Here is a 23812-nt window from a genome sequence, read left to right as displayed (position 1 = left end):
AAAGGACCGTGCGATGAGCACCTCGATCGAGCAACTGGCGCAGACCTTTGCCGAATGCAAGCCGCTGTTCTTTGCGCTGGCCGAGATCCCGCGCCAGCAGATCCTGCTGCTGCTGAGCCAGCACGAGGCGCTGAACGTGAATCAGATCGCCGAGCACCTGCCGCTGTCGCGCCCGGCCATCTCGCACCATCTGAAGATCATGCGCCAGGCCGGGCTGCTGGAACTGCACCCGCGCGGCACCGAGAACCTCTACCGGCTCAACAGCATCGGCGCGGTGGAGCTGCTGGCGCGCTGCGCGGCCGAGCTCAACGCGCTCGGGCCGGACGAGTGAGCAAGGTTTCGGCGGCGGCGCGGCCGGCTTCGAAGGCCTCTTCGAACACCGAGTAACCGGCCAAATCACTGTGCGCGAAAGCCAGGCGCCCGCGGCCCTGGCGCAGGGCCTGCAGCGCGGCCTGGCCGCGCACGCCGGCTGCGGGGATGGCCATGGCATGGCCCCAGCGCGTCAGGCGCGCTTCCACCAGGCGTTCGGGCAGGTCCGGGTGCACGCCGGTGTAGTGCGCCAGCAGCTCGGCCAGCCAGTCGCGCCAAGGGCGGCTCAGCAGCTCGGCGCGGCGGGCCTCGGGCAGGGCCCAGTAGGCCGTCAGCACCGTGGGGCCAGGGCGCGGGTCCAGGCTCTGGTGGCGGGCGTCCACATAGCCGAGGGCGGCGCTGCCGTGGATGACGTTGTCCCAGGCCGGTGGCGCGCCGCGGCGCTGCAGCAGCGGGCCGTCCAGGCGCAGATTGGCGATCAGCCAGGGGGCGCGCGGCAGGTGCAGTGCGTCCAGCGCGGCGTCGGGGCGCCGCAGCAGCCGGCGGGCGATAAAGAGCGGCGTGGCCAGCACCACCTGGTGAGCTTGCCACTGCTCCAGGCCTTCGGGGCCCTGGGCCAGCACGCTCACGCCCTCGCGCTCTTCATTGACGGCCAGCGCCAGGCGCTGGGGGTGGATGGCCTCCGTCAGCGGTGCGGCCAGGCGCTCCACCAGCCAGGCATTGCCCTGCGGCCAGGTCAGCACCGGCTGCTCGTGCGCTTCTTCGGCGCTGGCGGCAAAGCCATGGCGGCTGGCGAAATAGTGCAGGCCGGCCCAGGCCGAGACGCGCATGAGCCCTGCGCCGTAGTCGTCGCGGCAGCAGTAGTCGAGATAGGTGCGCAGGTCAGGCTCGTCCAGACCCTGCACCTGCAGCCATTGCGCAAAGCTCTGGGCATCCAGGGCACGGTGCCCATCCGTCCAGGGCGCACGCGTGCTGGGCAGGGCGAAACCCAGCTGCTGGGCCGCGCGCACGGCGGTGGCAAAGCGCTGGCGCTGCGCCTGCGCAGCTTCGTCTGCGGCCGGCGGCAGCAGGCCGGGCAGCCACGCACCGCGGTGGAACAGACGCTCGGACGGCGCATGGCATTGGTAGGCCTCGACCGCTTGCCAGCGCCCCTGCACGCGTGTGGCGGCACCCAGCTCGACCAGCAGGTCCTGCAGCTCGGGCGCTTCGGGCCCGGGCTGGGGTAGGTAGTGCGCGCCCAGCGGCACGGGCTGGCCGGCCAGCTCGGCGCCGCGGCTGTGGCCGCCCACGCGCTGGTCCAGCTCCAGCAGTGCCACCTCCACCCCCGCCGCGCGCAGCTGGCGCGCACACACCAGGCCCGCCACACCGCCGCCCAGCACCAGCACCTGGGCGCGGCGCTGCTGGGCCGTGCGGGCATCGGGCAGGGGCTCGCGCAGGCGGTGGGCCAGGGCCGGGTCCGGGCCCAGCCAGCCGCCCTCAAGTTCACGCGCCTTCTGCGTGCAGGCGGCCAGCAGGGGCAGGGTCAGCGCAGCTCGGCGGGTCAGCATCGCCGCCGGGCCGCCCCAAGGCGATGCGCGCCCCCTTGGGGCTGAGGCCGGACGGAAGCAGTCCAGCGGACTGCTTCTGCCTGCCGAAGGGCCGTGTCGACTGACACGGCGCGCCCTGCAAGGGTGGCGACCGCAGGGAGACTGGGGGCCATTAGTGGACCGAGCCCCACTCGCGCAGGAAGTGCTGCACCAGCACCGGATCCGAGAGTCGGTTCACGCCGCCCTCCACCCGGTCCATGTCGGGCGGGAAGCTCATCATCAGCGGCAGGGTCTCGGGCGTGAGGAAGCGCAGGCCCGCGGGCAGCGCTTGCGGCGCCCGCCAGCCGCGGTGGCCGGCCAGCACGAAGCCCCATTCACCGAAGCTCGGCACATTGGCGTGGTACGGCGTGGTCTTCAGGCCCACGGCTTCCAGCGTGTCCACTACCGTCCAGAAGCTGTGGCGCGCCACCAGGGGCGAGGTGGACTGCACGACCAGGAAACCGCTGGCGTTCAGATGCTCCAGCACGCGTTGGTAGAAGCTGGTGCTGTAGAGCTTGGCCAGCGCGTGGTTGCTGGGGTCGGGGAAGTCGGCGATCACCACGTCGAAGCTCTGGCCGGGCTGGGTCTCCAGCCAGGCATAGGCGTCGGCGTGGATGACCTTGACCTTGGGGTGGCGCAGCGCGTCGTGGTTCAACGGAGCCAGCACAGGGCCTTGCGCCAGCCGGGTGATGTGCTCGTCCAGCTCCACCAGCACCACCTCCTGTACCTCGGGGTAGCGCAGGATCTCGCGCACGGCCAGGCCGTCGCCGCCCCCCAGCACCAGCACGCGGCGCGGCGCGCCATGCGCGGCCAGGGCGGGGTGCACCAGGGCCTCGTGGTAACGGTATTCGTCGCGCTCGTGGAACTGCAGATTGCCGTTCAGGTAGAGCTTGACGCCGGTGCGCCCCTGGGTGACGACGACACGTTGGTAGGGGCTGCTCTGCTGCAGCACGATCGGCTCGCCATAGAAGCGCTGCTCGGCCCATTGCGTCAGGCGCTCGGCGCCGCCCCAGGCCAGCAGCAGCAGCACGAGGGCGATGGCGCAGGCCAGCGCATGGGCGTTGAAGGCGCGCAGCTCGTGCCGGAACATCCAAAGTGCCCACAGCGCCACCGCCCAGTTCAGCAGGCCAAAGAACAGGCCGGTACGCACCAGGCCCAGATGCGGCACCAGCAGCAGCGGGAAGGCCAGGGCCACCAGGAGGGCGCCGAGGTAGTCGAAGGTCAGCACCTGGCTGACGAGTTCGCGCAGCGAGGCGCGCTCACCGCCCGAGCGGGTCTTGAGGATGCGCATCACCAGCGGGATCTCCAGCCCCACCAGGCTGCCCACCAGCAGCACCAGGGCGTAGAGCAGCACGCGGAACACGCCCTCGCTGCCCGGAGGCAGCAGGCTGTTGGCGGCAAACAGGCCCATGGGCAGCAGGCCGCCCACCACCGCCACCAGCAGCTCGATGCGCAGGAACTGCGCCACCAGCTGGCGCTCGACGAAACGGCTGAGGTAAGAGCCGATGCCCAGTGCGAACAGGTAGGCGCCGATGACGGTGCTGAACTGCAGCACCGAATCGCCCAGCAGGTAGGAGGCCAGGGCGCCGGCGGCCAGCTCATAGGCCAAGCCGCAGGCGGCGATCAGGAAGACGCTGGCCAGCAGCAGCGCCTCGGGCAGGGAGACGCGCGCATTGGGAACTGTGGACATGTGAAGAACCAGGCCGCGCAGTCCGCGCCTCTGGCCGGAGTCCAGAGGCCTTCGGCAGGCAAGGGCAGTCCACCGGACTTCCCTAGTCCCGCCTCAGCCCGAAGCGGCCTGGGGCTGCATCGGGGGGCGCAGGCCCGCAGGGCCGAAGACTGGGGGCTAATGGATGGCGGCGGCGACGATCAGGCCGATGGAGATGCACATCGCGGCCACCACGATGGCCAACGCCAGATTGCGGTGCTCGACGATCTCTTCCCACAGCTTGTAGGGAGTGATCTTGTCCACCACGATGAAGCTGACCCAGAAGATCACCACGCCCATCAGCGAGTAGAGCAGGGTGCCGCCGACGGCGGCGGGAGTAAGCCATTCAAGGGTCATGTTGAGCTCCTTCTGGTTGATTCGTCATTTGTGCCCGCCGCCGCCGAAACCGGAGCCCCAGCTGCCGCCGCTGCCAGAGCCACCGGAGTAGCTGCGCTGGCTCAGCTTGCACTGCTTGTACTCGGGGCTTTCGGCGCCGAACTTCTGCTTGTACGGGTCGCAGTCGTCGCGCGTGCAGGCCTTGATCATCACCACCAGCAGGATGGCGATGACGATGAAGATCAGGATGCCCTTGAGCGTGTCCCCCATGCCGCTGAGCGGCTTGGGGTCGTTCTGGATGCGCGCCTGCTGCAGCTTGTCCAGGCCGAAGGCGGCACCGACCTCGGCGGAGTCGAGCGTGCGGCCCAGGCTCCAGGTGATCTCGTTGCCGCTTTGCTCGCGCGAGAGCAGGCCGCCCGGGCCGCGGTAGTCGGCCACCTCGGTGCGCTCTTCGCGCTGCACCTTCCAGTAGAACTCGCCCAGCACATGGGTGGTGATGGCGCTGTACTGCTCGTGCAGGTTGTAGGTCTTGCCCTGCCAGCGCGCGCTGTTCATCACCAGGTCGGGGCTGCCGGTCAGCACCCGCACCAGGCTCCAGCCCTCGGTGGCATCCACCAGGAAGGCGAAGCCCTGCTGCTTGTTGAATAGCAGGTACTCGCGCCAGTAGTACTGCTCGCCCTCGTCGTCGGGGGCCGAGCAGCGCTCCATGAAGCCCACCACCTGCCAGGGCAGCTTGGCGGTGTCGCGCTCCAAGCTCAGGCGGCCGGTGCGGCCGATCGGGATAGGCGGCTCGGTGCCGATGGCCTGCTGGTGGAAGCGCAGATCGCCATTGGGGTCGCCTTCCAGCTCCACCACCGCCTGGCATTGGCCGCAGGTGATGGCCTGGCTCTGCGTCAGCTCGGGCTGGATGGCGGCGCCGCAATTCGGGCATTGCAGGCTGCGGCCGGCCCAGCTGGCGGCCGATTCCTCGCGGGTGTTCGCGAGCTGCAGCGTGGGCAGTTCCACCGCCTGTCCCAGGCTCCAGCGCGGCGCCTGGCCTTGCACGTACTCCAGCGACCCGACCTCGTTGCGGCTGCTGCGCAGCTCGGCCACGAACACCGGCTCGCCCAGCTTGGGCGGCTGCGGCAGCTCGCCCTCGGCGGCGTGCAGCGTCGATTCGGTCAGCGCCGCGACGCGGAAGCCCTGGCCCTCGACCACTTGCTGCGCGCCGAGCTGCAACTCCTCGCGCTTCGGGGCCTGCTGCAGCGGCAGCGGCCAGCTCATCACGAAGCGGCCGTTGTCCTCGCTCAGCCAGGCGGACTTGCCGCTGTTGTCGAAGTAGGCATGCCACTCGTTCCAGCGCCCGCCTTCATAGGCCAGCTGCACGCGGCCCAGGATGGTGAAGGGCTCATTCTGGAAGCGGCCCTGCGTGCCGATCTGCAGCGGCGAGTAATCGGCAAAGAGCTCGGCCGACTGGCCGGTCTTGCGCAGCACCTCGCCTTCGCGCAGCAGGGTGCTGCGGCAAAAGCTGCAGACCGCGCTGGCGCTGGCCGGCGAGGCGAACTCAACCGGCGCGCCGCAGTTGGGACAGGCGGCGCGCCAGCGGCGCTGGGTGTCAGCGGCGCTCACGGCGCGGCGCGTTCCCCATCAGCGCGGGCCACGGCGATCCAGCTCTCGGCGTCGGGCAGGATCTCGCCATAGCCCAGCGCGGCCAGCTCCTGCTGGCTCCAGTGCGAGCGGTGGTTCTCCAGCGGGTTGGCCTCCACCTCCTGGGCATGGAAATCCTTGGGCGTGCTGATCAGCACCGCGCGGCTGGCGATGCGGCGCAGCTGGCGCAGCACCTGCTCGCCCTCGGGCTTGTCGAAGTGCTCGAGCACATCGATGCAGATCACCAGCTCGTAGGCGCGGTCGGCCAGCAGGGGCAGGCGGGCTTGCGCGTGCTCCCACCAGATGTGCTGGTAGGCGTGGTCGTGCACCGGCGTGCGGTAGGCCGGGAAGCCCTCGATGCCGTCGATGCGCACCTTCCACTCGCTGCGCGGGCGCTGCACGCCCTTTTCGACGTCGAAGAGGTTGATGTTCTCGAGGTTGTTGCGCAGCAGCAGGCCGTACTGGCCCATGCCGGTGCCGACATCGAGCACGGACGTGGGTTGCAGTTGTTCGGCGAAACGGACGATGGCGCTGAGCTGGCCGCTCTGACTGAAGGGCATGCTGGAAAAAACCGAAACGGAAACAAAGCCGGGGGCCGCGTGGCCCCCGGGTGGTCAGGGCAGGGTCAGAGCTTGCTGAGCAGCTCGGCCTTCTTGGCGGCGAACTCCTCGTCGCTGAGGATGCCCTTGGCCTTGAGGTCGCCGAGCTTCTCGATCAGCGCGATCACGTCCTCGCTCTTCGGTGCCGCGGCCGCGGCGGCCTGTGCCTGCGCGGCCACCACGGCCGGGTTGGTGCCCGCCAGGCCGGCCTGCATCTGCTGCGCCAGCACCTGGCCCATGGCCACGCCGGCGCCCAGGCCCATGGCATCGCCCATCACGCCGCCGCCACCGCCCTGGGCCACGCCCTCGGCCATCTTGGGGATGGCCTGCGCGGTCTGGTACTGCATGAACTGGCCCATGTTCTGGCCGATCATGCCCATGCCGATCTTCTGGTCGAGGATCTTCTGCAGCTCCTCGGGCAGCGAGACCGACTGCACGGTGATGGTCTCGAGCTTCAGGCCCAGGGCCTCGAAGAAGGGCGCGGTGGCGCCCTGCATGGCCTTGGCGAACTCGATCTGGTTGGCCGCCAGGTCCAGGAAGGGGATGCCGCTCTGCGCGATGCCGTCGGCAATGTGCTGCAGCATCAGGCCGCGCAGCTGCCCGTCCAGATCCTGCACGGTGTACTTCTCACGCGTGCCGCTGATCTCGGTGTGGAACTTCTTCGGGTCGGCGATGCGGTAGGCGAAGTTGCCGAAGGCGCGCAGGCGCACGGCGCCGAAGTCCTTGTCGCGGATGGTGATCGGCTGCGCGGTGCCCCAGCGCTGGTCGATCTGCTGGCGCGTGCTGAAAAAGTAGACATCGCTCTTGAAGGGCGACTCGAACAGCTTGTCCCAGTTCTTCAGATAGGTCAGCACCGGCAAGGTCTGCGTCGTCAGCTTGTGCGTCCCGGGGCCGAACACATCGGCCACCTGGCCCTCGTTGACGAACACGGCCATCTGCGACTCGCGCACCACCAGCTGGCCGCCGTACTGGATTTCCATGTCCTGCATCGGGTAGCGCCAGGCGAGCGTGCCGTCGCTCTCCTCGGTCCACTGCAGGATGTCAATGAACTGTTTCTTGATGAAGCTCATCAGGCCCATGGTGCTTTCCTCGTGCACAAAAAGCCGTCATGCGACGGCGCCGGGAGTATGAACCCAGTCGCGCCGGCTTTGCGGGCAAGTCCCCTGGCTGTGGGGCATTCAGCTTGTTAAGGTTCGTTCATGAACTTACTGCTGGCTGAAGACGACGCCCTCCTAGCCGATGCCCTGTGCGCGCAGCTGCGCCGTGCCGGCTTCGAGGTCGAGCACGCGCCCAATGGCGCCGTGGCCGAGTACCTGCTTCTCAAGCAGGGCTTCGACGCCGCCATCCTCGACATCGGCCTGCCCATGCTGGACGGCCTGACCGTGCTCAGCCGCGTGCGCGTGGCCCGCCCCGGCCTGCCGGTGCTGCTGCTCACGGCCCGCGACGCGCTGGAAGACCGCGTGCAGGGCCTGAACGCTGGCGCCGACGACTACCTCACCAAGCCCTTCGACTTCCCCGAGTTGGAAGCGCGCCTGCACGCGCTACTGCGCCGCGCCCGGCTGGGCGTGGCGGGCGCCGCCGGCCCGGGCGTGGGCCTGGGCCATCTGCTGCTGGAGCCCGAGGCCCGCCGCGCCACGGTGGACGGCCAGGCGCTGGAGCTGAGCCCGCGCGAATGGCAGCTGCTGGAGCTGCTGGTGACGCAACGCGACCGCGTCGTCACCAAGGAGCAGATCCTGCAGACCTGGGGGGCAGACGGCGGCGAGGCCCCGACCAACAACGTCATCGAGGTCTACATCCACCGCCTGCGCAAGAAGCTGGAAGGTGCCGGCGTGGGCGTGCGCACGGTGCGCGGCCTGGGCTATCTGATGGAAACCCAGGCCTCGTGAAAGCCTCCGCCTCGCTGCGGCGCCAGCTCTTTCTGTGGCTTTTACTGCCGCAGCTGGTGCTGTGGGCGGCCGGGGCCCTGTTCACCTACAAGCTGGCCGAGCGCTACGCCACCGAGGCCGTGGACGCCAGCCTGCTGCAGGCCACGCGCGCGCTGGCGCGGCAGATCAAGCCGCTGGGCACCGGCCTGCTGATCGACCTGCCGCGCGCCGCGCAGGACATCCTCGAGGCCGACCCCGAGGACAAGCTGCTCTACATGGTCAGCAGCCCGCCGGGCCAGTTCATCCTGGGCAACCGCAAGCTGCCCGAGCCCCCGCAGCAGGCGCGCGGCACGCCCGGCCAGCCCCTGGTGTACGACGGCGAGCTGCCCGCCAGCCACGAGGCCCCGGCCCAGCGCCTGCGCGTGGCCGCGCTGCTGCTCACCGTGGGCGAGGCCGGCGGCGCCACCCCCATGCGCGTGCAGGTGGCGCGCTCCAGCGCCAACCGCGAGGAGCTGACCCGCCGCCTGCTGCTCGACACCGTGCTGCCGCTCTCCGTGCTGATGGCCGGCCTGAGCTTCCTCGTCTGGGCCGGCATCCAGGCCGGGCTGGCGCCCATCGTCCGGCTGCGCCGCGCGGTGGAAGGGCGCGCGCCCGGCGATCTGCGCCCCATCGAGCTGGAAACGGCGCCGGCCGAGCTGCGCTCGCTGGCGCTGGCCATCAACCAGCTGCTGGACGCCGTGCAGCGAACCGTGCAGGCGCAGCGCCGCTTCATTGCCGATGCCGCCCACCAGCTGCGCACCCCGCTGGCCGGCCTGAAGAGCCAGACCGAGCTGGCCTTGGCCGACGCCAGCGAGCCCGCCCAGCGCGAGCGCCTGCAGCGCGTGGTGGAGGGCGCCACCCGCAGCGCGCATCTGGTGGGGCAGCTGCTCAGCCTGGCCCGTGCCGAGCCCGAGGCCGGCAGCAACCAAGCCTGCGAGCCGCTGGACCTGACCCGGCTGGCGCGCGACACCACCGCCGAGTGGGTGCCGCGTGCCCTGGTTGCCGGCGTGGATCTGGGCATGGACGACAGCGGCGACCCCAGCGCGCCCGCCGCCTGGGTGCGCGGCCACCCCACCTTGCTGCGCGAGGCCCTGGCCAACTTGCTCGACAACGCCCTGCAGTACGCCGGCCGCGGCGCCGAGGTCACGGTGCGGGTGCAGCGCGCGGGCGATCAGGTTCTCCTGAGCGTCAGCGACACCGGCCCCGGCCTGCCCGCGCATTGGCACGAAAAGGTGCTGGAGCGCTTCGTGCGTGCCACCCACGAGGGCGGCGGCTGCGGGCTGGGGCTGGCGATCGTCAAGGAGATTGCCGAGCGCCACGGCGGCCGGGTGGAGGTGGGCGGGCAGGCGCCGCAGGGGCTGGTGGTGCGCCTGCTGCTGCCGGCGGCGCCGCGCTGACTCAGCCTCGCAGCGCCTGCAGCTCGCGTCGTAAGGCCGCGTTCTCAGCCTCCAACTCGGCCACGCGCTGACGCAGCGTTTCCACACTGTCAGCAGGCTCGCCTTCAGCTGGTTCGGTGGTCTCCACGGGTGCTGGCGCGGCCTTGCGCTTGGCCTCGCGCACGCGCTTGGCGGCCTGCTTCAGCTCTTCGGCCCCGGCAGCTGCGGCGGCCACCTGTTCCTCGGCGGGCAGGCTGGCCACGGCGGCGGCGGCGTTCAGCGACACCATGCCCGCCTTGACGGCGCTGACCAGCTCGGGCGCGCCCTGCTTTTGGATCTTCTCGATCTGCTGCACCTGGTTGCTGCTCAGGCGCGCCGCCTTGGCCAGGGCCTCGCGCGTGGCCAGGGCCTCCTCGGCGCTGACCGGCGACGGCGTCTCGGGCGCCGCCGCCGCAGGGGCGGCCGGTTCCGGTGCCGCCGCCGCGGCGCGGGCACGCCGCTCGGCCACGATGGCGCGCTTGCGCAGGGCCAGCTCGCCGCGCTGGAAGTCCGACAGGCTGCGGCGGCCCAGGTGCTGGTCGATCATCCACAGCTGCACGTCCTCTAGGGACTGGAAGCGCGGGTTCTGCACCGTCTGGAAAGGCAGGCCGTGCTTGCGGCAGATGCCGTATCGGTTGTGGCCATCCACCAGCACATGGCCCCACAGCACCAGCGCGTCGCGGCAGCCTTCGGCCAGCAGGCTGCGCTCCAGGGCGTCGTGTTCCTCCGGCGTCAAAGGGTCGATGTAGGCCTTGAGTTCTTCTTTGACGACGATGTCCATGGCGCCGGATGGGCAAAAGGGGCGGGATTCTAGAAAGGGTGAGCCGCGCCGCTTCGTGCTGTCGGCCGATTTGACTCACCTGCCGGGCGGCTTTCCGATTGCCGCGATAAGCCGTTGATCCGAATTGCCGTTACAGCCTTCGGCCGACTTTTTGCTTGGATGCCAGGCCGCCAATCGGGCGGCGATCCTTCAGCCCAGGACCCACCCATGCGGAACACCACCCTTGCCACCTTTGCCCTTGCCAGCTCGTTGCTCGCTCCGGCGTTTGCGGCCCCTGTGCAGTACAACAACCGGGCGTTGTTCCAGAGCCAGCTCGCCGCCAGCGTGACCGACGACTACCAGAACCCGGGCTATGGCGGCAGCTTCGCGATCCTCAGCAATGCGGCCATGGGCGCCGTGTTGAATGAAACCAAGTACACGACCACCGGCTTTTCCGACTGGAACATCGTGACGGGCGGGATGTACTGCGCGGGCTGCAATGGTTCGTTCCTGCTCGACTTCACTTCCACCTCGGTGGGCGATGCCAGTGGCGTCTTCGGCGTGGGTCTGGACGTGGTGGCCTCCGACAACTCGTACTTCGCTCGCATCACCTTTGGTGATGACTCCGTCGAAGAGCTGCTGGTCAGTGGCGCCGGCTCGTTCTGGGGCCTGACCTCAAGCATGGACATCAAGTCCATCCACTTCGGCCTGGCGGGCGGGGTGGCCACGACGGGCGGCTACTTCCAGATCGACAACCTGACGGTGGGCAGCGATGCCGGTCAGCACGTGCCCGAGCCGATGTCGCTGGCGCTGGCGGGCCTCGGCCTGCTCGGCGTCGGGCTGGCGAAGCGGCGCGCGCGCGGCTGAGTTCGGTCCACCACGCCCGGCGACCCGCATCGGCAGGTGGATGCGCGAAGGGCCTTCCGGCGCCCGCTCAAGCCGGAATGAACTCCAGCCCCGTGCTCGCCAGCCCGACCAGCTCCACCGACTGCGTGTTGAACTCGATCTGGCAGGCCAGCAGCCCGAGCGAGGCCTGGGTGTAGGTGCCGTTGTCGAGCAGGCCGACAAACTGCGCCAGCGCCTCGGGCGGGGCGTCGCTGCCGATGACGTTCTTGTAGACCAGGCGCACGAAGTCGGTGTTCGAGCGCGAGCCGGCCAGCTGTTCGAAGATGGGCGTGCCAATGGCCAGCGCGACGATGTCCGCATAGCCCATGCCGGCGTCACGCAGGCTCAGGCCGATGCCGGCGAAGGTGGGATTGGCAATCGCACTCGGCCCGAAGAGGGCGCGCAGGATCTGGGCCACCTGTCCGGCATTGCCGTCCACGGCGGTATCGAAGGCCAGGGCCTTGTCGGCGAAGCGCACCCGCTCGATCGAGCGCAGCGTGTCGGTGTCGGCCGCGCCGCCCGAGACCGTCCAGCCGGCGCCGTCCCGCGCCAGGGCGTAGGTGGAGCGCGCGGCCAGGTAGACGGTGGTGTCGATGCCGGCGCCGCCGTCGATCTGGTTGGCCACTGCGTTGGCGTAGATCATGTCGTTGCCGTTGCCGCCGGTGGCGTTCTCGATCGTCACCGTGTCGTAGATGAACACGGTGTAGGGGTCGTTGAATTGCGGCTGTGCGGTGTTCACCGAGTTGTCCGCATTGCGGGTGGAGAAGGACATCGGCTGGCCGAGCTTGCTCCACTGCGCCGGGCGCAGGTCGATCTCCACCGCGCGGTTGCCGGTGGCCACGATGGTGTCGTTGCCACCGCCGTCCCACAGGGTTTGGTTGTAGCGGGCCTCGCCGTCGAAGGTGTAGACGGTGTCGCCGGCGTTGTAGGCCAGGTTGGCGCCGTACAGGTACTGCAGCGCCGCAATGTCCCAGCGCATCGGCGTGGTGGGCGCGAAGTCCGATTGCAGGGCCAGCTCGCCCAGGGTGCCGCGGCCGGGGATGTCGTTGTAGGCCATCACCATGGTCTGCGTCGACTGCGTGGTCAGCGTGTCGGTGCCGGTCTTGGGCAGCACCGTGGGGTTGTCGGGCCAGCCTGTGAGCACGCCCGACAAGCCGGTGTCATGGGGGTGCTTCAAGCCCAGCGCGTGGCCCACCTCGTGCAGCAGGGTCAGGAAGTTTTGCGTGCCGCGTGCCCAGCCCTCGGGAAAGAGGAAGGTGGAGTTCATCCAGGTGTCGCCGGACCCGGCGAAGTCCTGCGGAAACCAGGACACGCCCCAGCTGGTGGCGTCCATGCCCGGGGGCGCCGAATTGCCGAAGCGCAGCACGCCGGCATCAGGGGATGAAGCCGCCACCTCGGTGAAGCTCAGATTGGCCACATTGGCAAAGGCCTGCAGCACCTGGCGTGCGGCCTCCTGCTGGGCCGCGCTGAAGGGCGTGAAGGCGGCCAGCTTGGTGCCGAAGCCCGCACCGAGGGGTTCGTTTTCACCGTAGTTGCCGGCCACGCCGGCCTGGGTATCGAACGCGGCGATGGAGGCCGGGAAGGAGAAGGTCACCGAAGCCCCGGTGCCAGCGCCCCCGGTGCCCCATTTGGATCCACCGATCAGGGCGTCGATCAAGGTGGTGCCGCTGCGCTGAACGAGGCTGGTGGTGTCGCCGGTGTAGGTGGGCAGGCTGGTGGCCATGGGGCGGTGCTCCGGAACGGGGTGTCGGTGCGAGCCAGCAGTCATGCCGAGCGCGCGGCCACCGACGGTCCGGCGCAGCGGGCCATTTCAACCACGGCCCGCGGCAAAGTCAATCGCGCCACGGGCGGTGCGCGGGGCCGGTTCAGTTCGCCAGGAACGCGAGCGCCTTGGGGGTGAAATCGGCGTGGTGCTGGAACACGCCGCCATGGCCGGCGTCCGGGTAGATGAGCAAGGTGCTGTTCGGCAGCCGGCGCGCCAGCTCGTGCGAATTCGAGCTCGGCACCATGCGGTCCTGGTCGCCGTTGACGATCAGCACCGGCTGGCGGATGCGAGAAAGTTCTGCGGGCGGCTGGCGGCCCCAGGCCTTGAGCGCGCGCAGCTGGGCCAGGTAGGCGCGCACGGTGATCGCCCGATCCCGGTGCTGCGTGCGTTCCTGCAGGCGCGCCAGAAAGGCCTTGCCCGCGGCGATGCCCGAGGGGGTGCGCGTGAAGAACAGGAACTGCTTCGGATCCTGCCCGGTGTGAAGGCCGCGCAGCAGGTCCAGGTGGGCGATGCGGCCCACCCGGCTGATGCCCGCGCCGCCCGCCGGCCCGGTGCCCGCCAGGATCATCCGGCGCACCCGTTGCGGCTCGCGCAGCGCAATCTCCTGCGCCACCATGCCGCCCATCGAGAAGCCGAACAGATCGACCAGCGCGAAGCCGGTCGCCTGGATGAAGCGGATCGCATCCAGCGCCATCTGCTCGATCGAATCGGCGGGCGCGCCGGTGGAGGCGCCGATGCCGCGGTTGTCGAACACGATCACGTGATGCCGGGTGGCCAGGCCATCCACCACGCGCGGGTCCCAGTTGTCCAGCACGGCGGCCAGGTGGTTCAGGAACACGACCGGCGTGCCGCCATGCTGCCGGCCGAGTTCCCGGTAGGCGAAGCGCACGCCGCCCGCCTCCAGGGTCCGGTTCGGCGCCTGCGTCCAGCGCGGCGCGGTCATGCCAGTTGCGGCAGGTAGACGGGCCGCGGGGCGCTCAGGCCTTGCCTGATCTGCTGGGTCAGTTCGTCCGCCAGCACTTCGTCAAGGCCCTCTTCAAGACCGTCGAGTGCGCGCTGGACGATGAGCTCGGGGCTGGATTTCGGCACATCGAAGCCGCGCGTCAGATCGGTGTCGACGTAGGCCATGTGCAGCGCCAGCACCTGCGTGCGCTGCGCCGCCAGCTCATGGCGCAGGGCGTTGGTCAGGGACCAGGCCGCGGACTTGCTGGCCGAGTAGGCCGCCAGCTCACCGCCGTTCAACCACGACGCAACCGACAGCACGTTGAGGAAGGCGCCGCCGCCCTGGCGCCGCAGCACCGGCGCGAAGGCCTGGCTGAGGCGCAGCATGCCGAAGAAGTTGGTCTCGAAGATGCGGCGCGTGAGCGCTTCGCTATCGGCCATGAGGAAGCCGCCGGGTTGGGCGATGCCGGCGTTGTTGATCACCAGTGTCACGTCCGAGGCCAGCGCGGCGGCAGCCGCCACCTCGTCCGGCTGGTTGACGTCCAGCCGCAGGGCCTGAACCCCCGGCAGCGTGATGGTGGCCGGGTCGCGGGCGGCGGCGTAGACCTTGCGGGCGCCGCGCGCCAGCAGTTCCTGTGCAAAGGCCAGGCCGATGCCGCGGTTGGCACCGGTGATGAGGGCGACGGAGTCTTTGATCTGCATGGTGGTTCCAATCGATGTGAAGCGGAGAAAGAGTGGGATCGGACAGGGAGTTGTGGCTAGCGCATCTGCACCACCACCTTGCCCTTGGCCCGCCCTTGGGCGAGGTAGTCCAGTGCTTCCTTCGCCCGCTCGAAGGGAAACACCTGGTCGATCACCGGGCGGATGCGCTCACTGCGCAGCAGCTCGCCGATCTGGGCGAGTTGCTCGCCATCGGGGCGCACGAACAGGAAGGAGTAGCCGACGCCCCGCTGCCGGGCCAGACGCCGGATCGTTCGGCTCATCAGGCCGAACACGAAGCCCAGCACGAAGTTCAGGCCGCGGGCGCGTGCGAAGGCCGGGTCTGCCGGCCCCACCAGCGAGGCGATCGTGCCGCCGGGCTTGAGGATGCCCACGGTCTTCTCCAGCGCCTCGCCGCGCACGGTGCCCAGCACCGCGTCGTAGCCGCTCAGCACCTGCTCGAAGTCCTGCTTCTTGTAGTCCACCACCTCGTCGGCGCCCAGGCGGCGCACCAGCTCGACGTTGCCGGTGCTGGTGGTCGTGCCCACCTGGGCACCCAGGACCTTGGCCAGTTGGATCGCGAAGGTGCCGATGCCGCCGGAGCCGGCCGGAACGAAGAGCTTCTGGCCGGGCTGCAGGCGGATGCGTTCCTTCAGCGCCTGCCAGGCGGTGAGCCCCACCATCGGGATGGCGGCCGCCTGCACGAAGTCCAGGTTGGCAGGCTTGAGCGCCGCCGCGCGTTCGGGCACCACGGCCAGTTCGGCGAAGCTGCCCCGGCCCAGGTCGAAGAGGCTGGCGAACACGGCGTCGCCCGCCTTGAAGCGGGTCACGCGGCGGCCGACCTCGAGCAGCACGCCGGCCAGGTCGCTGCCCAGCGTGGCCGGGAAGGAGAACTTCAGCAAGGGCTTGAACATCCCGGTCGGGATCATGTGGTCGATCGGGTTCACGCCCGCGGCGTGAACCTGCACCAGCAACTCGTCATCCTTCAGCGTGGGCCGCGGTAGCTCGCTGAAGCCGATATCGGGTGACTTGCCATAGCGTTGGAAGGTGAGTGCTTTCATGGTCTTTCTCGGGGGCCGCGCAGGGCACGTGGGTCGGGGAGGGCGGGGAGGGCGGGGAATTGGGGCCGGTCTTGTCACTTAAAGATGATGACCGTCATATGTAAAGGCGAGCGAAAAGGGTGCTGGGTCCACGCGCGTCAGTTCGGGGTGAGTTGCTTCAGCGCCGCCCGGCAGAGGGCGTCGGAGAGGGCGGGTTCATCCACCGCGCGGGCCAGCAGCAGGGTGCCGACGAGGGTGGAGAGGGTCATCAGCGCGCGCTCATGCGCGGCGGGCTGCCCCCAGTCGGGCGACTGGCGGGCGATCAGGTCGATCATTTCCTTGATGTGCCGGGTGGTCACCTGGCGCACCTCGGGCACCTGGCGGGCCGTTTCCGAGCCCAGCGCCGCCAGCGGGCAACCTTGCTCGATCTGCGCCAGATGCTCCGGCGAGAGATAGGCCTGCAGCAGCGCCTGCAGCGCCTGCCCCGGGGGTACCGCGGCCACCACGCCCGCCACCCGCGCGGCCGATTCCGCACAGGCCTGGCCCGTGGCCTCGGCCAGCATCGCTTCGCGGGAGGGGAAGTGGGCATAGAAGCCGCCATGCGTCAGGCCGGCTTCCTTCATGATGTCGGCCACACCCGTGCCGTCAAAGCCGCTGCGGCGGATGGCCCGCGCCGCGGCATGGACGATGCGCTCGTGCGTGGCCTGCTTGGCGGCGGCGCGGGCGCTGGGTGCGGTGCTGTGTTTGGCTTTTCGCATGTTGCGCATCATATTGAAATTCGGAGGCCGGTGTTGTGATGTCTTCACGATGCCCCCGCCGGGGTTAGGGCCTGTTAACGCTACGCGGAGCTTCGCGTAGCGTTAACAGGCCCTAGAGCCGCTCCGGCACCCGTTCGGCCAGGAAGTCGAACACCCGCCGCACCACCGGGCTGCCGCGGATCTCGCGGTGCACCACCAGCCACACCGGCAGCTTCGGCGTTACCAGTTCGGGCAGCAGGGGCACCAGGCCGGGGGTGTCGCGCACCAGGAAGCTGGCCAGGAAGCCGATGCCGGCGCCCGCCTGCACCAGCTGCGTGTAGGCCACCTGGTCGTCGGTGCGCAGGCCGAAGTGCTCGCGCGTCAGCGGCAGGCCGGCGGCGGCCGCACCCTTGAGGATGGCCTCGTTCTGGTCGTAGCCGATCAGCCGGTGGCCGGCCAGCTCCTCCATGCGGCGCGGCGTGCCGGCGCGCGCCAGGTAGTCGCGGTGGGCGCAGGCCTGGATGCTCAGCTCGCCCAGCTTGCGCGCCACCAGGCCGGCCTGCTGGGGGCGCAGCATGCGCAGGGCGATGTCCGCCTCGCGGCGCAGCAGGTTGCTCACCGCGTTGGTGGCCACCAGCTCGATCTGGATGCCGGGCTCCTCGCCCTGCAGCTCGGCCAGCAGGGGCGGCAGCAGGTGGCTGGCCGCCACCTGGCTGGCGCTCAGGCGCACCTTGCCCTGGCTGCTTTGGCTGCGGCGCAGCAGCTGCTGGCCCAGCTGCTCGGCCCCGGCGGCCATCTGGCGTGCGGCCTCGGCCAGGGCCAGGGCGGCGGCGGTGGGTTGCACGCCGCGCCCGGTGCGCTCGAACAGGGCCACGCCCAGTTGCGCCTCCAGCTGGGCGATGTGGCGCGAGAGCGTGGGCTGCTGCGCGTCCAGCGCGCGCGCCGCGCCCATCAGGCTGCCGGCATCCAGCACCGCCAGAAAGCTCGGAATCAGCGACCAGTCGAAGCGGGGCAGGGTGCTCATACGGTTTTGCATGGCTGGGTTGCGGGGCTCGTGGATTGTGGAATGGGCTGGGCCTGCCCACACTGGCGCCCTGTTGTGATTGACCCGCGAGCACGCCATGTCCCTTCCCACCGTATTGATCCTCGGCGCCAGCGGCCGTCTGGGCCAGGCGGCCAGCACGGCCTTTGCGGCCTCGGGCTGGCGTGTGCTGCGCCAGGGCCGGCAGGCCCGAGCCGGCGGCCCGCCCACGCTGGCCTTGCCGTTGGCCGAAACCGCCGCGCTGGCCGAAGCCGCTGCCGGCGCCCGCGTGGTGCTGCACGCGGCCAACCCGGCCTACACGCGCTGGGGCCAGGAGCTGCTGCCCATGGCCCGCCAGGCCATGGATCTGGCCGAGCGCCTGGACGCGCTGCTGCTCGTGCCGGGCAATGTCTACGCCTTTGGGGCGGACATGCCGGCCCTGCTGAGCGAGGCCACGCCGGTGCGCCCCAGCACGGCCAAGGGCGCGCTGCGCCTGCAGCTGGAGCAGGAACTGCAGGCCCGTGCCGCCGCCGGGCGCCTGCGTGTGCGCCTGCTGCGCGCGGGGGACTTCTTCGGCGCCGGCCTGGGCAGCTGGCTGGACTTGGCCATCGCCAAGCAGCTGCCGCAAGGGCGGCTGCAATACCCGGGGCCGCTGGACCGCCCGCATGCCTGGGCCTATCTGCCGGACTTGGCCCAGGCCCTGGTGGGCCTGGCCGAGCGGCGCGGCGCCCAGGGCTTTGAGAGCTGGACCTTCGAGGGCCACACCCTCACCGGCGAGCAACTGCTGGCCGGCCTGGCCCAGGCTGCGCAGGCCCTGGGCTGGCCCGTGCCCACCCGGCTGGAGCGCATGCCCTGGTGGCCCTGGCAGCTGGCCGCGCCGCTGGTGCCCCTGCTGCGCGAGGTGCTGGCCATGCGCTATCTGTGGGAGCGCCCGCACGCGCTGGACGGCGGCGCGCTGCGCCAGCACCTGGGCGAACGCCTGGTGCACACCCCGCTGGAATGGGCCCTGCAGGCCAGCCTGGCGGATCTGGCCCGCCAGGGCCTGTGGAAGGGCTGGCCGGCGCTGCCGCAGCGCGAGGCGCTGGCATGAGCACCGCCATCCTGCCCGGCCGCCACACCGCCCGCCCCGAGCGCGATTTCGTGCTGTTCCTGATCGGCATGCGCGTCAACCAGCTCTGGCGGGTGGACCGCTGGCTGCCGGTGGCGCGCGCGATGCCGCGCATGCTGCAGGAACTGGCCGCCCAGCCCGAGCGCGGCTACCTGCACGGCGAGCTGTGGGGCGGCCGCACCACCGTGATGCTGCAGTATTGGCGCAGCCTGGACGAGCTGCTGGCCTACGCCAAGGACCGCGAGGCCGCGCACCTGCCGGCCTGGGCCGACTTCAACCGCCGCGTGGGCAGCAGCGGCACGGTGGGGGTCTGGCACGAAACCTATTGCGTGCAGCCCAGCCAGGTGGAGTCCATCTACGTGAACATGCCGCCCTTCGCGCTGGGGCGGGCGGCGCCACTGCTGCCGGCCCAAGGGTCGCTGGCGCATGCCCGCGGCCGCATGGGTGCCTAGGGCCTGTTCCCACGACAGGAAGCCAGCGCGTTGCCACCAAAAAGGGCGCCAACGAGGCGCGAAGCCGCAGGCGTGGTGGGCCCACGGCCAGGCTTCGCAACGAAGTGGGCGCCCTTTTTGGTGGCAACCCGGAGGGAAAGGGCTTGGCCGGCCGGCATCCGTCGTTGCCCGGCTCGCCCAGGCGGCCAGCCTGTGCGTTCGCCGTGCGCCTAGGCTGCCAGCCGGCCAAGCCCTTTCGCGTGGCTTCCTGTCGTGGGAACAGGCCCTATACGCTCAACCGTGCGTGGGGGTGATCAGGATCTTGCCCTGGCGCTCCCCGGCCGCCGCGGCGGCCACGGCTTCCTGGATCTGCGCCACCTCGTAGCCGGCCTGGATGGGCGTGTGCAGCTTGCCGGCGGCAATCAGCCCGGCCAGCTCGCCCAACAGCTTGAACTGCTCGGCCTGCGGGGTGACGCGGAACCAGCGTGCCAGCCAGAAGCCCTTGAGCGTGACATCGCGGAACACCAGCTCGCGCGGCGTGACGATGCAGGGCTCGCCGCTCAGCGCGCCGTAGTTGACGATGGTGGCGCTCTCGGCCAGCGCGGCGGCCATGCGCATGGTGGCCTGGCCGCCCACGGCGTCGATGCCGAGCTTGATGGCCGCGCCCCCGGTGGCGGCCTTGACCCGCTCGCTCAGGCCCTCGCCATCCACCAGCACCACATCGCCGCCCTGGGCCAGCACACCGGCCACGGCTGATTCGCGCCGCACCAGGTTGATGGTCTTCAGCCCGCGCAGCTTGGCCAGCTGCACCACATAGCTACCCACGCCGGAGTTGGCGCCGTTCTGGATCACCCAGTCGCCCGGCTGCAGATCGGCGAAATCGCTCAGCAGCAGCGAGGCGGTGGGCGGGTTCACCGTCAGCATGGCGAGTTGGCGCGGGTCGGCCTCGTTCGGCAGCGGCACCAGGCGCGCAGCGGGCGCCACCACATGCGTGGCCCAGGTGCCGATGCCCACCGGCAGCAGCACCGTTTGGCCCATGCTGGGGCCCTGGGTGTCCGGGCCCAGCTCCACCACGCGGCCCACGCCTTCGCTGCCGCCCACGGCGGGCAGCGGTGGCAACTGGCCGTACTGGCCAGTCAGCATCAGCACATCGCTGGGGTTGATGGGCGCGGCCAGCACCGCCACCAGGGCCTGGCCGGGCTGCAGCACCGGGCGTTCGAAGGGCACGGCCTGGATCACGGCCTGCGGCACCGGGCCGCGTTCGCTGTACTGGGCTTTGAGCATTTGGGTCATGGTGGGCCGCCGTTCTGGCGCCTGGGGTTGGAATGGAACGAATGCTAGGGAGAACCCAGTCCTGGCGGAATCCATCGCAGTCAGCAAAATCTTTTGCTGTTTCGACAAAGATTGGCTGCCATGGACAAGCTGCGCGCCCTGCAATACCTGCTCAAGGTGGCCGACACCCTGAGCTTTTCCGGCGCGGCCCGCGCCTTCGGCGTGCCGGCCTCGTCCATCTCGCGCCGCATTGCCGATCTGGAGGCCGAGCTGGGCGTGGAGCTGCTGCACCGCACCACCCGCACCGTGCGGCTCACCGAGATCGGCGCGCTCTATCTGGAGCCCGTGCGCGCCGGCCTGGCGCAGCTGGACGACGCCACCGAGCTGGTGGGCCGGTGCAGCCGCACGCCCAGCGGCACCCTGCGCATCAGCGCCATGCCCAGTTACGGCCAGCTGTTGCTGATGCCCGCCCTGCAGGAATTCAGCGCGCTGTACCCGGACATCGTGCTCGACGTGCACCTCAGCGACGGCCTGGTGGAGCTGGGGCGCGACCAGATCGACCTCGCCATCCGCGGCGGCCGCCAGCCGCAGGACCGCGTGGTGGCGCGCCGCCTGGATGACAACCGCTTCCTGCTCGCCGCCTCGCCCCAGTACCTGGCCCAGCACGGCCGGCCGCGCACCCTGGCCGATCTGCTCCAGCACAAGGCCCTGCTGTACCGCGGCCCGCATGCGCTGATCCGCTGGCAGGGCCGGGACGAAGAGGGCTGGCGCGAGCTGGCGGTGCCGCCCGCCTTCATCAGCAACGACGGCGCCAGCCTCATCGCCATGGCCTGCCAGCACCGCGGCCTGGTGCTGCTGCCCGAATGGGGGCTGCGACCCTACCTGCAGCGCGGCGAGCTGGTGGCGCTGGAGCTGGAGCAGCCGGTGTCGGTGAACCGCGGCGGCGAGGCCGGCATCTACCTGCTTTACCTGCAGGCGCGCTACCAGGTGCCCAAGGTGCGGGTGGCGGTGGAGTTCCTGATGAGCAGGCTGGGGGCGGGCCCACCGCGCGATGGCGCTGCCGGCGCGGCCGGGTGAGGCGCCGGGCAGCCTGGAAGCGACGCTTCAGCCGCTGTCGCTTCGCGGCGCGCTGTGGCGGCGCAGCGCGTCCAGCGGGCTGCGCACCGCGCCGCCGCCCAGCTTCAGCACATGGGTGTAGATCATGGTCGTGGCCACATCCGCATGGCCCAGCAGCTCCTGCACGGTGCGAATGTCGTACCCGCTTTGAAGCAGATGCGTAGCAAAGCTGTGCCGCAGCGTGTGCGGCGTGGCCGGCTTGTGGATGCCGGCCGCGGCCACGGCGCGCTTGAAGGCGCGCTGAAAGGTTTGGTCGTAACGGTGGTGGCGGCGGATGACGCCGCTGCGCGGGTCGGTGCTGTGGTGGTCCTGGGGAAAGACCCAGAACCAGGCCCAGGATTGGCCCGCGCGCGGGTACTTGCGCTCCAGCGCGTGCGGCAACTCCACGCCGGCCCGTTCGGCTTCCACATCCGCCAGCCAAAGCTGCCGCGCCGCCGCCAACTGCGTGCGCAGCCCTGGCAGGAGCGACTGCGGCAGCATCACCACCCGGTCCTTGCCGCCCTTGCCCGAACGCACGATGAGTGCGCCATGGCCGAAGTCGAGGTCCTTCACCCGCAGCTGCAAGGCTTCCGTGATGCGCAGGCCGGTGCCGTACAGCAGTTGCGCCAACACGCGGTGCTCGCCCTCCAGTTCGCCCAGGATGCCCGCTACTTCACCTGGCGTGAGCACCACCGGCAGGCGTGCAGGCTTGCGCGGATGCCCGATCTGCTGCAGCCAGGGCAAATCCATGCCCAGCACGCGGGTGTAGAGAAACAGCAGGGCCGACAGCGCCTGGCTGTGCGTCGAAGCCGCCACCTGCCTGCGCACGGCCAGGTCCGTCAGAAAGACCTCCACCTCGGCCGCCCCCAACTCGGCCGGGTGACGCCGCCCGTGAAAGCGAATGAACAACCGGCACCAATACAGGTAGCACTCCTCGGTGCGCAGGCTGTAGTGCAAGTAGCGCAGGCGCTCCCGCATCTGGTCCAGCAGGCGCACCGAGCGCAGCGGCGGCATGGCCGGCAAACTGGCGCGCGGCCGCTGCTGGCCGCGCCCTCCCAGCCGTTCTGCAGGTGCTGGCATGATCGTCCTCCGCTTCGACGCGCCGTCTGGAAGATGTAACAGCGCGCCGCTTTTTGCGGATTTTTAGTACTGGATGCACATCCAGTCAAGCAAGTGATTCAGCGCGACACATCAACCACTTGCAGGATCGACAGGGGACTTTCTTATGCAGCACCATGCGGTCTTATCCGGCGGCGACTGTCGCCCCAAAACACGTTAGCCGTCATGGAAATTCGGTCTGCGCTCATCCATATCGCAGTGGCAGCCATCGTTGGCGCAGCCGTCGCTGTTTTCAGCCCGGCCAAATGGCTGGCGGCTTCACTCTGGGTGTCGTCGGCAATGCTGCTCAATGGCGCGGTAGCCACGGTCGAGGACGCTCAACCCGGCGGCATTGACGCACCTTCCGGGGCCGGGGCGCTGGCTGCCAAATGTGCAGTTGCGGCACTTGTTATAGCCGTCCTCGGCTTTGCGGTTCAGTTTCTTCAGTGGCCATCACCATGATGGCTAACCTTTCGCTGCAGCCGACCCGCGCCAGCTGCGCTGGCTTGGTCGGCTGAGCTCAAACGTTAAGGCGCTAGTGCCAGTCGTCAGTGAATCAATAGTTGGGACGCATGCCGTCAGGAAGGCGCTTGCTGTCAGCGATGAATTCTTCCGCTATTGCGAGTTCTCGGCTGCGTCGCTGGAGGGTGGCGAATTTGACGGTGTTTACGTCGCCAGTTCATTTGCGAATATCGAATGGTATTGGGGGCTCTTCAACATCGCAGTGCTGGTGGATTGCGTATTCGAAAATTGCACGTTTCGCGGAACTTCCTTTTCGGGCTGCCGCTTTGTAAACTGTGAGTTCAAGAATTGTCGATTCCTGCGTGACAATTTGAACGGATCGTGCACGGCACCGGATACGAATGTTTATGGGTGCAAATCGGTCGAGTGCGAGGGATTCAATGAGCTCTTTGCCAACCAAGCGCCTTAACCTCTCATTGCAGCGGACCTGCGCCAGCTGCGCTGGCTGGTCCGCTGAATTCAAACGTTGGCCAGCATGAAAGTCCTACGTCCAGGACTGGCGGCGGCACTTGGCTTCACTGCCGCAGCCTTGTTTTTCGTTGGGTTGATTTTTCGGTTCGCTGTTTACAGCCGCTTGTACATCGGGCCCAACGACCCTTATGGAATTTCGGATGTCATCGAATTGATTCTGGGGGTTCTTCTCTTACTGGTCTTGGCGGTCTCCGTGGTTGCAGCTTTTGCGCTTGCTATGCAGGGCTCCCCAGAGAATCGAAAAGCATCCAAGTGGCTGGCACTCACTTGCGCTGTATTGATTTTGCTGCTTCAGCCACTTCATCACCTTGCAGCACGTTTTTCGCTATGAGCACAGTGCTGGCCAACCCTTCATTGCAGCGGACCTGCGCCAGCTTCGCTGGCTGGTCCGCTGAATTCAAACTACAAGGGCTTCCCCACTGATTGCAAGCAATATCCAGCCCTGATGAATGGCGCAGCCATTCATCAAGGGAATGGGTTTTGAATTCCTTCGCGTTCGTGGCC

At 69.4% G+C, this 23812-nt stretch carries 25 protein-coding genes; 9 read left to right on the top strand and 16 right to left on the bottom strand.

The window, feature by feature from the left end; translation table 11 throughout:
- Positions 1–13: 13 nt before the first annotated feature.
- Positions 14–331: an ArsR/SmtB family transcription factor gene (locus I7X39_RS18070; protein WP_198112573.1), complete on the top strand. Its 318-nt coding sequence runs from the start codon at positions 14–16 to the stop codon at positions 329–331.
- Here the strand turns inward: I7X39_RS18070 and I7X39_RS18065 are convergent.
- From I7X39_RS18065 to I7X39_RS18040, 6 genes are all read right to left on the bottom strand, one after another.
- Positions 306–1856: a flavin monoamine oxidase family protein gene (locus I7X39_RS18065; protein ID WP_198112572.1), complete on the bottom strand. Its 1551-nt coding sequence runs from the start codon at positions 1854–1856 to the stop codon at positions 306–308. The two genes, I7X39_RS18070 and I7X39_RS18065, sit on opposite strands and share 26 nt — an antisense overlap.
- 151 nt (positions 1857–2007) lie before the next feature.
- Positions 2008–3564, bottom strand: a complete 1557-nt coding sequence (locus tag I7X39_RS18060) for a polyamine aminopropyltransferase (RefSeq protein ID WP_198112571.1) — start codon at positions 3562–3564, stop codon at positions 2008–2010.
- Positions 3565–3720: 156 nt separating this feature from the next.
- Positions 3721–3939, bottom strand: coding sequence for a DUF350 domain-containing protein (locus I7X39_RS18055; protein WP_198112570.1), 219 nt, complete (start codon positions 3937–3939; stop codon positions 3721–3723).
- Positions 3940–3963: 24 nt separating this feature from the next.
- Positions 3964–5526 carry a DUF4178 domain-containing protein gene (locus I7X39_RS18050; RefSeq protein ID WP_198112569.1) on the bottom strand — a complete coding sequence of 521 codons (1563 nt, stop codon included), beginning with the start codon at positions 5524–5526 and terminating at the stop codon, positions 3964–3966.
- Positions 5523–6104 (bottom strand): methyltransferase domain-containing protein, encoded by a 582-nt coding sequence (locus I7X39_RS18045; protein ID WP_198112568.1) that lies wholly within the window; start codon positions 6102–6104, stop codon positions 5523–5525. The genes I7X39_RS18050 and I7X39_RS18045 overlap by 4 nt, the downstream gene beginning before the upstream one ends.
- Positions 6105–6169: 65 nt before the next feature.
- The gene (locus I7X39_RS18040) at positions 6170–7222 is read right to left on the bottom strand and encodes an SPFH domain-containing protein (RefSeq protein WP_198112567.1); all 1053 of its coding nucleotides are present in this window, start codon (positions 7220–7222) and stop codon (positions 6170–6172) included.
- A 120-nt stretch (positions 7223–7342) separates the two neighbouring features.
- Between I7X39_RS18040 and I7X39_RS18035 the strand changes: the two genes are divergently transcribed.
- Complete coding sequence (locus I7X39_RS18035; RefSeq protein ID WP_198112566.1) at positions 7343–8029, top strand: response regulator transcription factor; 687 nt, start codon at positions 7343–7345, stop codon at positions 8027–8029.
- A complete protein-coding gene (locus I7X39_RS18030) occupies positions 8026–9444 on the top strand; it encodes a sensor histidine kinase (protein WP_198112565.1) in 1419 nt (472 codons plus the stop codon). Before I7X39_RS18035 ends, I7X39_RS18030 begins: the two co-directional genes overlap by 4 nt.
- A 1-nt stretch (position 9445) precedes the next feature.
- Here I7X39_RS18030 and I7X39_RS18025 read toward each other — a convergent pair whose 3' ends face one another.
- Positions 9446–10243, bottom strand: coding sequence for a ParB N-terminal domain-containing protein (locus I7X39_RS18025; protein ID WP_198112564.1), 798 nt, complete (start codon positions 10241–10243; stop codon positions 9446–9448).
- Positions 10244–10450: 207 nt separating this feature from the next.
- Here I7X39_RS18025 and I7X39_RS18020 point away from each other — a divergent pair, with 207 nt between their 5' ends.
- The gene (locus tag I7X39_RS18020) at positions 10451–11089 is read left to right on the top strand and encodes a PEP-CTERM sorting domain-containing protein (protein ID WP_198112563.1); all 639 of its coding nucleotides are present in this window, start codon (positions 10451–10453) and stop codon (positions 11087–11089) included.
- Positions 11090–11156: 67 nt separating this feature from the next.
- Here I7X39_RS18020 and I7X39_RS18015 read toward each other — a convergent pair whose 3' ends face one another.
- The 6 genes from I7X39_RS18015 to I7X39_RS17990 form a co-directional block, all read right to left on the bottom strand.
- On the bottom strand, positions 11157–12830 hold the full coding sequence (locus tag I7X39_RS18015) for a M10 family metallopeptidase C-terminal domain-containing protein (RefSeq protein ID WP_198112562.1): 1674 nt from the start codon (positions 12828–12830) through the stop codon (positions 11157–11159).
- 142 nt (positions 12831–12972) lie between these two features.
- On the bottom strand, positions 12973–13815 hold the full coding sequence (locus tag I7X39_RS18010; protein ID WP_198112561.1) for an alpha/beta fold hydrolase: 843 nt from the start codon (positions 13813–13815) through the stop codon (positions 12973–12975).
- Positions 13812–14516 carry an SDR family oxidoreductase gene (locus I7X39_RS18005; protein WP_198112560.1) on the bottom strand — a complete coding sequence of 235 codons (705 nt, stop codon included), beginning with the start codon at positions 14514–14516 and terminating at the stop codon, positions 13812–13814. Before I7X39_RS18005 ends, I7X39_RS18010 begins: the two co-directional genes overlap by 4 nt.
- Before the next feature lie 56 nt (positions 14517–14572).
- Entirely contained in the window at positions 14573–15574 is a 1002-nt protein-coding gene (locus I7X39_RS18000; RefSeq protein WP_198112559.1) for an NADP-dependent oxidoreductase, read from the bottom strand.
- A gap of 137 nt (positions 15575–15711) precedes the next feature.
- Positions 15712–16320, bottom strand: coding sequence for a TetR/AcrR family transcriptional regulator (locus I7X39_RS17995; RefSeq protein WP_375140802.1), 609 nt, complete (start codon positions 16318–16320; stop codon positions 15712–15714).
- Between the two features lie 103 nt (positions 16321–16423).
- Positions 16424–17314: a LysR family transcriptional regulator gene (locus I7X39_RS17990; protein WP_198112557.1), complete on the bottom strand. Its 891-nt coding sequence runs from the start codon at positions 17312–17314 to the stop codon at positions 16424–16426.
- A 97-nt stretch (positions 17315–17411) separates the two neighbouring features.
- Between I7X39_RS17990 and I7X39_RS17985 the strand changes: the two genes are divergently transcribed.
- Positions 17412–18401 (top strand): NAD-dependent epimerase/dehydratase family protein, encoded by a 990-nt coding sequence (locus I7X39_RS17985; protein ID WP_198112556.1) that lies wholly within the window; start codon positions 17412–17414, stop codon positions 18399–18401.
- Positions 18398–18871: a DUF4188 domain-containing protein gene (locus I7X39_RS17980; RefSeq protein WP_198112555.1), complete on the top strand. Its 474-nt coding sequence runs from the start codon at positions 18398–18400 to the stop codon at positions 18869–18871. The genes I7X39_RS17985 and I7X39_RS17980 overlap by 4 nt, the downstream gene beginning before the upstream one ends.
- A 273-nt stretch (positions 18872–19144) precedes the next feature.
- Here the strand turns inward: I7X39_RS17980 and I7X39_RS17975 are convergent, their stop codons facing one another.
- Positions 19145–20143, bottom strand: a complete 999-nt coding sequence (locus I7X39_RS17975; RefSeq protein ID WP_198112554.1) for a zinc-dependent alcohol dehydrogenase family protein — start codon at positions 20141–20143, stop codon at positions 19145–19147.
- A gap of 120 nt (positions 20144–20263) precedes the next feature.
- Between I7X39_RS17975 and I7X39_RS17970 the strand changes: the two genes are divergently transcribed.
- Complete coding sequence (locus I7X39_RS17970; protein WP_198112553.1) at positions 20264–21199, top strand: LysR family transcriptional regulator; 936 nt, start codon at positions 20264–20266, stop codon at positions 21197–21199.
- Positions 21200–21226: 27 nt separating this feature from the next.
- Here I7X39_RS17970 and I7X39_RS17965 read toward each other — a convergent pair whose 3' ends face one another.
- Entirely contained in the window at positions 21227–22231 is a 1005-nt protein-coding gene (locus tag I7X39_RS17965) for an integron integrase (protein WP_198112653.1), read from the bottom strand.
- 270 nt (positions 22232–22501) lie between these two features.
- Here I7X39_RS17965 and I7X39_RS17960 point away from each other — a divergent pair, with 270 nt between their 5' ends.
- Both I7X39_RS17960 and I7X39_RS23830 read left to right on the top strand, forming a co-directional pair.
- Positions 22502–22777 (top strand): hypothetical protein, encoded by a 276-nt coding sequence (locus I7X39_RS17960; RefSeq protein ID WP_198112552.1) that lies wholly within the window; start codon positions 22502–22504, stop codon positions 22775–22777.
- A 76-nt stretch (positions 22778–22853) separates the two neighbouring features.
- Positions 22854–23246: a pentapeptide repeat-containing protein gene (locus I7X39_RS23830; protein WP_198112551.1), complete on the top strand. Its 393-nt coding sequence runs from the start codon at positions 22854–22856 to the stop codon at positions 23244–23246.
- Positions 23247–23571: 325 nt separating this feature from the next.
- Here I7X39_RS23830 and I7X39_RS23325 read toward each other — a convergent pair.
- Positions 23572–23812, bottom strand: a 241-nt coding sequence (locus tag I7X39_RS23325; protein WP_232352046.1) for a hypothetical protein, incomplete at its 5' end; no start/stop codon positions are given.

This window comes from Inhella proteolytica, assembly GCF_016093275.1.
GTDB classification, from domain to species: Bacteria; Pseudomonadota; Gammaproteobacteria; order Burkholderiales; family Burkholderiaceae_C; genus Inhella; species Inhella proteolytica.
The sequence above is the reverse complement of the archived record's forward strand: the minus strand, read 5'-3'. Positions and strand labels throughout refer to the sequence as shown.

Coding starts and splice junctions, on each gene's coding strand:
- I7X39_RS17990 (WP_198112557.1), bottom strand. CDS start 17,314: ATGAGCACCCTGCCCCGCTTCGACTGGTCGCTGATTCCGAGCTTTCTG.
- I7X39_RS18000 (WP_198112559.1), bottom strand. CDS start 15,574: ATGAAAGCACTCACCTTCCAACGCTATGGCAAGTCACCCGATATCGGC.
- I7X39_RS17960 (WP_198112552.1), top strand. CDS start 22,502: ATGGAAATTCGGTCTGCGCTCATCCATATCGCAGTGGCAGCCATCGTT.
- I7X39_RS18010 (WP_198112561.1), bottom strand. CDS start 13,815: ATGACCGCGCCGCGCTGGACGCAGGCGCCGAACCGGACCCTGGAGGCG.
- I7X39_RS17965 (WP_198112653.1), bottom strand. CDS start 22,231: ATGCCGCCGCTGCGCTCGGTGCGCCTGCTGGACCAGATGCGGGAGCGC.
- I7X39_RS18065 (WP_198112572.1), bottom strand. CDS start 1,856: ATGCTGACCCGCCGAGCTGCGCTGACCCTGCCCCTGCTGGCCGCCTGC.
- I7X39_RS18025 (WP_198112564.1), bottom strand. CDS start 10,243: ATGGACATCGTCGTCAAAGAAGAACTCAAGGCCTACATCGACCCTTTG.
- I7X39_RS18005 (WP_198112560.1), bottom strand. CDS start 14,516: ATGCAGATCAAAGACTCCGTCGCCCTCATCACCGGTGCCAACCGCGGC.
- I7X39_RS18020 (WP_198112563.1), top strand. CDS start 10,451: ATGCGGAACACCACCCTTGCCACCTTTGCCCTTGCCAGCTCGTTGCTC.
- I7X39_RS17970 (WP_198112553.1), top strand. CDS start 20,264: ATGGACAAGCTGCGCGCCCTGCAATACCTGCTCAAGGTGGCCGACACC.
- I7X39_RS18055 (WP_198112570.1), bottom strand. CDS start 3,939: ATGACCCTTGAATGGCTTACTCCCGCCGCCGTCGGCGGCACCCTGCTC.
- I7X39_RS18040 (WP_198112567.1), bottom strand. CDS start 7,222: ATGGGCCTGATGAGCTTCATCAAGAAACAGTTCATTGACATCCTGCAG.
- I7X39_RS17995 (WP_375140802.1), bottom strand. CDS start 16,320: ATGCGCAACATGCGAAAAGCCAAACACAGCACCGCACCCAGCGCCCGC.
- I7X39_RS18035 (WP_198112566.1), top strand. CDS start 7,343: ATGAACTTACTGCTGGCTGAAGACGACGCCCTCCTAGCCGATGCCCTG.
- I7X39_RS17980 (WP_198112555.1), top strand. CDS start 18,398: ATGAGCACCGCCATCCTGCCCGGCCGCCACACCGCCCGCCCCGAGCGC.
- I7X39_RS18015 (WP_198112562.1), bottom strand. CDS start 12,830: ATGGCCACCAGCCTGCCCACCTACACCGGCGACACCACCAGCCTCGTT.
- I7X39_RS18070 (WP_198112573.1), top strand. CDS start 14: ATGAGCACCTCGATCGAGCAACTGGCGCAGACCTTTGCCGAATGCAAG.
- I7X39_RS18060 (WP_198112571.1), bottom strand. CDS start 3,564: ATGTCCACAGTTCCCAATGCGCGCGTCTCCCTGCCCGAGGCGCTGCTG.
- I7X39_RS17985 (WP_198112556.1), top strand. CDS start 17,412: ATGTCCCTTCCCACCGTATTGATCCTCGGCGCCAGCGGCCGTCTGGGC.
- I7X39_RS17975 (WP_198112554.1), bottom strand. CDS start 20,143: ATGACCCAAATGCTCAAAGCCCAGTACAGCGAACGCGGCCCGGTGCCG.
- I7X39_RS18045 (WP_198112568.1), bottom strand. CDS start 6,104: ATGCCCTTCAGTCAGAGCGGCCAGCTCAGCGCCATCGTCCGTTTCGCC.